The following is a 7760-nucleotide window of genomic DNA, read 5'->3' on the forward strand; positions in this document are numbered from 1 at the left end:
AGCCCCTTGACGATTTTTAAAAGAATTTACTTCTTTTTTACTTCTTTGCTTGCGTATTTTTTGCTTAGTTCCATAGAAATAGCAGATCTCTCAAATTTGATCTTTCCCGCACCTGTTTCTATCACACAAGTATTATCCGAGTCGATCAAATCGATCACCTTACCATGAATACCACTTGTAGTAATTACCTTGGCTCCTTTTTTAATCGAGGCTTGAAATTTCTTTTCATCCTTCTGCTTCTTCATCTGAGGACGAATCATAAAAAGGTATAACACTAAAAACATCAACGGAATTAACACGTAGTTTCCTATACCGCCACCTCCGGCCTGTAAAAAAATTGTTTGATACATATCTTTGATTAACTATTCTGTTGAACTTTTGATTTTGGTGTAACCTGTGCCTTAATTTTAAGAATTTCCTTTCCTTGATCCGTATTTGTAACCAGGGTAATTGTTTTCTGTTGCAGGTTTGGTTTCTTATCAGAATTAAACTTAACTCTGATCGTTCCTTCCTCCCCTGGCATAATTGGCTCTTTTGGCCATTCTGGCACTGTACAACCGCAACTACCTTTTGCCGAAGTTATAATTAACTCTGACTTCCCTGAGTTCTTAAAAGAAAAAACCGTTTCAACAACATCTCCTTCATTTATTACTCCGAAATCATGTTCAGTCTTGTCAAATTTTATTTTGGCTCCTCCTACTTTGATTTCATTATCGCGTTCTTTTGCCAATTCCAGGTTCTCAGATTTGATTTTATTTGCTGCATTATCTTTACAGGAAATAGTCATCAGGCTCAAACTTAAAACTGATAAAACAAGTACTTTTTTCATGTTTATTTAATTTAATTTTGTGTAAAAATATAATTTTTTATAACAATCCTCTACCAATTTTTTTCAATCTCCCGGATTTGTTATAATCTTTTAAAAGTTTGTCTAAAACACCATTGATAAAGTAACTACTTTTTCTGGTAGAATAGTCCTTTGCAATTTCTATATATTCATTAATGGTCACCTTGGTTGGAATGGATGGGAAATACAAGAATTCTGTCAAGGCCATTTTGATTAAGATCATATCCATATCAGCAATACGTTCTGTATCCCAATTAGGCGTTTTCTCATCGATCTCTTCTGTAAATTCCTGTTGATGTAAAATGGCCTTTCTAAATAGGTCTACCAGAAACTCCTCATCATCTGCCTTCACTTTCAGTTGTTTCAAGCCCAATGAATCTCCTTTTCCTAATTGCTTGATCGCCTTCAAAATCGTTGTATTCACAAGAGGATAATCATCCACCCAACTCAAATTCAAACTTTCATAATAGTCAAACAGCTTTTCATTCGGTGCAAGAATATTCTTAAAAAAATCTGCCACAAACACCTTGTCCTCTTCAAAACTTGCGGAATCAGACTCCATATATGTTTTGTAAAGATCGCTTTCTGTTAATTCATCCAGGATGATTCTGACATATTCTCTGTTATCCTTCCAATCAATCAATTTTGATTTTGATAGATATTCTTTTATCTCTTCACTTTCAGCAATTAATTTTATCACCTCATTATTGACAAATTTCAGATTTGGATTCTTGTCCTCGTTTGTCGCTAAATACTTCTTTTTCTTAATTTCAATATGCTCGAGAGCCAGGTTCCTGATCTCTACCATCAACATAAGTTGCAGCACATAGAGCTCGGTTGCTTTCTTGACATTAAATAACAGGAATTTTTCTTCTTTAGGTAAGTTATCGCTCTTGGACTGGAGCACAGCATAGATGGATTGCATCACTTTGATACGAATATGTCTTCTATTTACCATGATAATAAAGATCGTAGTTCAAATAAATTATTTGATAATTAACGCTGGCAAAATTACCACTTTTTTTTTAAACTATATTTTCCAAATCTAAAGAAAAGGTTAAATTTTAAATGATTCATGAACCTGCAAATTACAACACCTAATATTTGTGTATATTCGCCTTCGCAACGACTAGTGTTGATTGTTTATGAAGGCATTAAAGTATTTAAACAAATTTTTCTACAAATACAGGTCAAGATTAATTCTTGGAATTTTAATTACCGTCGTTTCAAAGGTTTTCGCCTTGCAGATTCCAGAGTTGATAAAAGATTCATTGAATGTTGTAGAAGATTACAGTAAAAATCAAATTACCGACTTACAGATTGTTAAATCTGAGCTTATCCTGAATATTCTCTATATCATAGGTGCTGCAGTCCTATCCGGATTCTTTACATTTCTAATGAGACAAACCTTAATTGTCATGTCTCGTTTAATAGAATTTGATCTGAAGAATGAAATTTTTCAGCAATACGAATTACTCTCTCTCAATTTTTATAAAAAAAACCGAACAGGTGACCTTATGAATCGCATTAGCGAAGACGTTGGTAAAGTAAGAATGTATTTTGGGCCGGCCATTATGTATACTATGAACATGCTTGTGCTATTTGTAATTGCCATCACAAAAATGGCGAATATCGATACCAAGCTCACCTTATATACCCTGCTCCCATTACCGGTGTTATCATTATCCATTTATTTTTTAAGCCGGATTATTAATAGGAGAAGTAATATTGTGCAGCAATACCTGTCTAAATTAACCACATTTGCACAAGAGACCTTTTCAGGTATTAATGTGGTAAAAGCCTACAGCATAGAAGGGTTTTCATCAGGTTCTTTTGAAGAACTGGCAGACACGAGTAAAGACAAGAACATTTCACTTTACAAGGCGCAGGCTTTATTTTTTCCATTGATGATCTTACTTATTGGTTTGAGTAATATTTTGGTGATTTACATTGGTGGGATGCAGTATATCAATGGAGAAATTGAAAATATAGGCATCATAGCAGAATTTATTATTTATGTCAATATGCTGACCTGGCCAGTGGCTGTGGTAGGCTGGGTGACTTCAATAGTGCAACAAGCCGAAGTATCGCAAAAAAGAATCAATGAATTTTTGGAGGAAAAACCAAAAATTATAAATCTGCAGTCTAAGAAATCTAAGATTGTCGGCGAAATTGAATTTAAGAATGTTTCCTTTACCTATGAGGATACGAATATCACAGCGTTGAATGGTGTTAGTTTTAAGTTAGCACAAGGAAAAACACTTGCCATTCTTGGAAGAACCGGTTCTGGGAAATCTACCATTGCGGCCTTAATTGCACGACTGTATGATGTAGACTCAGGTGCTATTTTAATTGACAAAAAACCCATCAAAGATATTCATCTGGATTCCTTACGAGAGAGTATTGGTTTTGTTCCCCAGGATGCCTTCCTGTTTTCGGACACAATTAAAGAGAATATCAAGATTGGGAATGAAAAGGCTACTGATGAGCAAATAGAACAGGCAGCAAAAGCAGCCTATATCTAACAGAATATAGAATCATTTAGTCAAAAATTTGAAACCATGGTAGGTGAACGTGGTGTTACCTTATCTGGTGGGCAAAAACAACGTGTATCAATCGCCAGAGCATTGATATCGAACCCTGAAATACTAATCTTTGATGATTGCCTTTCTGCAGTGGATACGGAAACGGAAGAAATTATTTTACAGAATCTCAATGAAGCGACCAAAAACAAGACCACGGTGATTATTAGCCACCGTGCTTCTTCGGTGAAGAATGCGGATCAGATAATTGTCCTGGACGAAGGAAAAGTGGTGGCAGCAGGAACCCATGATGACTTGGTAACCCGGCCTGGTTACTACCAAGATATTTATAATCAACAGCTTGAAGAAAAGTTAACAAATCAATGATTTTACTACTGATAATTCAAACAAAATAATTGTTGCATACGTTATTTAATTTTATAGATTTGTCTCAAGAATTGTTAAAAGTTAATTTAAATTTAAAATTAATATGGACGAAAAAGGGTTTATAGAACAGGAAGAAATCTTTTCTCAGGTATTAAGAGCAGGTAGAAGAACCTATTTTTTTGATGTAAGAGAAACTAAGGCAGGAGATTATTATTTAACCATTACGGAGAGTAAGAAATTTACGCATGACGACGGATCATTCCATTATAAAAAGCATAAAATTTATTTGTATAAAGAAGATTTTACAGAGTTTGCTGACATTTTGAACAAAGCAACTTCTTTTATTGTCAATGAAAAAGGACAGGAAGTTATCAGCGAGCGTCACCAAAAGGATTACCACCGCGTGAACGGTGAAGAGGTAAACGGAAGTAATGTCAACGAGTCATCAACAGACAGCTTTACAGATGTTAAATTTGAAGATATCTAAAATAAAAAAGCCATCAGTTAAACTGATGGCTTTTTTATTAAGCCTGAATTTCTTCTTCTAAGGCTACTTCTTTAAACAATCCTTCATTCAGGATATTGAGGACGGCTATTTTATCAGTGGTCTTTACCAAAAATGATAAGTTATAATTGCTTCCTCCATAGGAAATCATTCTGATGGGAATATTTCTTAGCCCATCAAATATGGCCGAAGTAACTCCTTTTTTGTTTTGAGACAAATCCCCGGCAATACAAATAATACTTAGATCGGAATCAACTTCAATATTTCCAAAAGCCTGCAGTTCATTTGTTATTTCATGTAACTTTGAGGTATCATCTATCGTAAGTGATACCGCCACCTCAGAGGTAGTAATCATATCAATAGAAGTTTTATGTTCTTCAAAAACTTCAAAAATTTTCTTTATAAAACCATAGGCCATCAACATTCGGTAGGATTTAATCTTAATGGCGGTAATGGAATCCTTGGCAGCAATAGCTCTGATTTTCTGAACTTTTGCTTTGTTATGGATCAACGTTCCTGCTGATTCAGGCTTAAAGGTATTTTTCAACAGTACAGGGATGTTACTTTCCTGCGCAGGAATAATGCTTTGAGGGTGCAATATCTTGGCTCCAAAATAAGCGAGCTCGGCAGCTTCATCAAAGGAGAGCTCCTGAACAGAGAAAGTCTGATCCACATAACGAGGATCATTATTGTGCATACCATCGATATCAGTCCAAATCTGAATCTGACTGGCATTGACCGCGGCACCGATCAAAGAGGCACTATAATCACTCCCCCCTCTATTTAAATTATCAATTTGATTTGCTTCATTTCTGCAAATAAAACCCTGGGTAATAAATGTAGTTACCTGATGATTGGCCAACACTTTGGATATCCTGTCTTTGATCAATGCTGACTTTGGTTCTCCATGTTGATCAATAAACATAAAATCAAGAGCCGACAACAGGGCTGATTCCAGTGCTAACTCTTCTAAATACAATTGGAACAGATTCGTCGAAACCAGTTCTCCCTGAGCCATCACAATCTTCTCGTTCTGAGCAGTGAAAACCTCTTCACTCACCGATTTTAATATTTGATGGTGTTTTTTTAGAATAATCTGGGCCTTATAAAAACCTTCATCAGATTCAAGTAAGTCTTTTGCAACCGATACATACTTCTCATTCAATGCGTCTATTTTTTGCAATGCTTCGGATCTATTTGAGGCCCTCAACAAGTCAGAAATTGAAACAAGTGTATTGGTAACACCAGACATGGCGGATAAGACAACAATCTTATTTTCCTTGCAATCCTGGACGATACTTGCCACTTTTTTGAAATTCTCCACTGAACCTACCGAAGTGCCTCCAAATTTTAAAACAATCATATACTATATTTTTATGCAAATATTATGAAAATGCTAATTGCGGTAAAATTTTTATAATATATTTACATATTATAACAAATTGTTCAAATTTTAACAATGAAAACCATTCAAGAAACCGTTGAAACCATCATACAACGGACCCCTTTTATAGAAGAAGCCATGCAGGACAAACTCATCAATGTTTCCTCACTTGCCAGAATCATTCAACCGGAAGTGGAAGCATCGTTGGGAAAGGAAGTTAAAACCGGCGCTATAATGATGTCCATCAACAGAATGTCCCCTATGGAAATTTTGAAAATCAGAAAAAACATACGTTCCTTGTCCTTAAAACTTGGAGATTTTATTGTGCGTTCTGACCTCTTCGATTATACCTATAAAAACTCCGCCACCTTACACAAACAGATATCTCTGATCTTTGCAAAAATAGGTGACAACAGAGAGTCTTTTTTTACCGTTTCTCAGGGGATTTTTGAAACCAATATTGTGATTAGTGCCAATCTTAAAGATGAAATCGATGGCTTGTTCGAAAAGGAAGAGCTGATTAATTCTATGTCAAAACTGGCTTCAATTACCATCAAATTACCTAAAACAAACCTGGAACAATCTGGTATTTATTATTTTATTTTAAAACAACTTGCCTGGGCTAACATTCCTGTTCAGGAGGTTATTTCTACAACACATGAAATTACATTGGTGGTCAAAGAAACCGATATCAATAAAACATTTTCAATTTTAATAGACCTAAAAAAAACCTGACTCAGTAGGGTCAATATAGTTTCTGTTTGTATTTTTTCTCAAAGAATTGAAAATACATATAGAGCAAATAATTGACTTCCATACCATAATCGAGTTTAGGGTCATAAAATATTTGCTGCTCATAAATAAGGGAATTATATCCATGAGGCATCATGACCCTTCTGTTCCATTCTGTAACGTAAAATAAGTTCTTACTCTCTAAGGTCTTTTGTGTAAAATAATCTGGTGAACGCTGGGTGGCTAACCAAGATTCGAAACCAATTTCCATAATAGTGATCTCATATTCAAGCTCTTTGTTTTCTATACGAATGGTATCAACAGTAACGGATGCATCCATGGGTGGATCCTGATCAACACTTTGCTTATTCGCACCACAGGCAAACAATACCATCGAACTAAAAACTATAAAAACAATGTTTTTCATACCCAGAGATTTGACCTCATAAATGCAAAATTAATGCCATTTTAAAGATCCGCAAGCTCTTTAAAAACCATCCCCAAATACTCATAAATGTTGGAAGCAATAAATGACTCAACAGATTCGACACTTTGAATTCCAATATCTGCAGACCGGCCATGACAATATACACCAAGAAGAGCAGCCTCCAGGGGCTTATATCCTTGGGCTAAAAATGAAGTAATGATTCCTGTTAATACATCACCGCTTCCAGCTGTGGCCAAAGCTGTGTTTCCACTCGGATTAAACCAAACCAGGTTTTTATAGGCGATAGCTGTATAAGCCCCTTTTAGAACGACCACGCAGTGATATTTTGTAGAAAAATCGATCAGCTTCTCCAGCTTTTGATAATCATTTGACCAGCCCCCCACCAAACGTTCAAACTCCTTTGGATGCGGTGTTAAAATCGTACCCTTTGGTAGTAATTTTTTTAAATCTGAAAACTCTGAAATTATATTGAGTCCATCGGCATCAATCACCATAGGTATCCGGCAATTTGAGTAAAACTCCACAAAACCTTTTTTAGTTTTTAAATGTGTCCCCAGACCTGGCCCTATACCAATAGCAGTTGGCTTGGTTTTAAAATTAAAAAACTGAACAATTTTTTCATCGTCTACCTCCACCATAACTTCCGGATTGTAACTTTGCATGGCAGCATAACCACATTTAGGAATATAGGTAGAAACCAATCCTGAACCTGATTTCAAAGCAGCCTTTGAGGCCAGTATTACGGCACCAACCTTGCCAAAACTGCCTCCGATGATCAGGCTATGTCCAAAGGTTCCTTTATGAGCGAACTTTTCTCTTTTCTTATAGATTGCCTTTAGTTCCTTTTCTTGCACCAAGCGATAGGGTGTGTCGATAGTTTCTAAAAAATCTGCATCCAGTTCGATATCCAGAACCTCCCACAAACCGATAAATTT

At 35.6% G+C, this 7760-nt stretch carries 8 protein-coding genes and 1 pseudogene; 3 read left to right on the forward strand and 6 right to left on the reverse strand.

The genetic code is table 11. The annotated features are described in order from the left end of the window. Positions 1 to 26: 26 nt before the first annotated feature. The 3 genes from yajC to nusB are packed head-to-tail and all read right to left on the reverse strand — an operon-like array spanning position 27 to position 1805. Positions 27 to 350 (reverse strand): preprotein translocase subunit YajC, encoded by a 324-nt coding sequence (gene yajC, locus ACR2MV_RS14505; protein WP_434022790.1) that lies wholly within the window; start codon positions 348 to 350, stop codon positions 27 to 29. A gap of 8 nt (positions 351 to 358) precedes the next feature. Further along, positions 359 to 829 (reverse strand): DUF1573 domain-containing protein, encoded by a 471-nt coding sequence (locus ACR2MV_RS14510; RefSeq protein WP_434022791.1) that lies wholly within the window; start codon positions 827 to 829, stop codon positions 359 to 361. Between the two features lie 37 nt (positions 830 to 866). After that, the gene (gene nusB / locus ACR2MV_RS14515) at positions 867 to 1805 is read right to left on the reverse strand and encodes a transcription antitermination factor NusB (protein ID WP_434022793.1); all 939 of its coding nucleotides are present in this window, start codon (positions 1803 to 1805) and stop codon (positions 867 to 869) included. 187 nt (positions 1806 to 1992) lie between these two features. On the opposite strand from nusB, the pseudogene ACR2MV_RS14520 reads away from it, so the two are divergent. Together ACR2MV_RS14520 and ACR2MV_RS14525 are read left to right on the forward strand one after the other, a co-directional pair. Beyond that, a pseudogene (locus ACR2MV_RS14520) lies at positions 1993 to 3756 on the forward strand (ABC transporter ATP-binding protein). 103 nt (positions 3757 to 3859) lie between these two features. After that, positions 3860 to 4243, forward strand: coding sequence for a PUR family DNA/RNA-binding protein (locus tag ACR2MV_RS14525; RefSeq protein ID WP_434022794.1), 384 nt, complete (start codon positions 3860 to 3862; stop codon positions 4241 to 4243). Positions 4244 to 4280: 37 nt separating this feature from the next. On the opposite strand, the gene ACR2MV_RS14530 is transcribed toward ACR2MV_RS14525, so the two are convergent. Continuing rightward, entirely contained in the window at positions 4281 to 5624 is a 1344-nt protein-coding gene (locus tag ACR2MV_RS14530) for an aspartate kinase (RefSeq protein WP_434022796.1), read from the reverse strand. 96 nt (positions 5625 to 5720) lie between these two features. Between ACR2MV_RS14530 and ACR2MV_RS14535 the strand changes: the two genes are divergently transcribed. Further along, positions 5721 to 6380 (forward strand): hypothetical protein, encoded by a 660-nt coding sequence (locus ACR2MV_RS14535; RefSeq protein ID WP_434022797.1) that lies wholly within the window; start codon positions 5721 to 5723, stop codon positions 6378 to 6380. A 10-nt stretch (positions 6381 to 6390) separates the two neighbouring features. Here the strand turns inward: ACR2MV_RS14535 and ACR2MV_RS14540 are convergent, their stop codons facing one another. After that, positions 6391 to 6804: a DUF6146 family protein gene (locus ACR2MV_RS14540; protein WP_434022798.1), complete on the reverse strand. Its 414-nt coding sequence runs from the start codon at positions 6802 to 6804 to the stop codon at positions 6391 to 6393. A 41-nt stretch (positions 6805 to 6845) separates the two neighbouring features. Then, a partial coding sequence (locus ACR2MV_RS14545) for an NAD(P)H-hydrate dehydratase (RefSeq protein WP_434022799.1) occupies positions 6846 to 7760 on the reverse strand: 915 nt, incomplete at its 5' end.

It is taken from the genome of Lutimonas sp. (assembly GCF_051011215.1).
Lineage (GTDB): Bacteria > Bacteroidota > Bacteroidia > Flavobacteriales > Flavobacteriaceae > Lutimonas.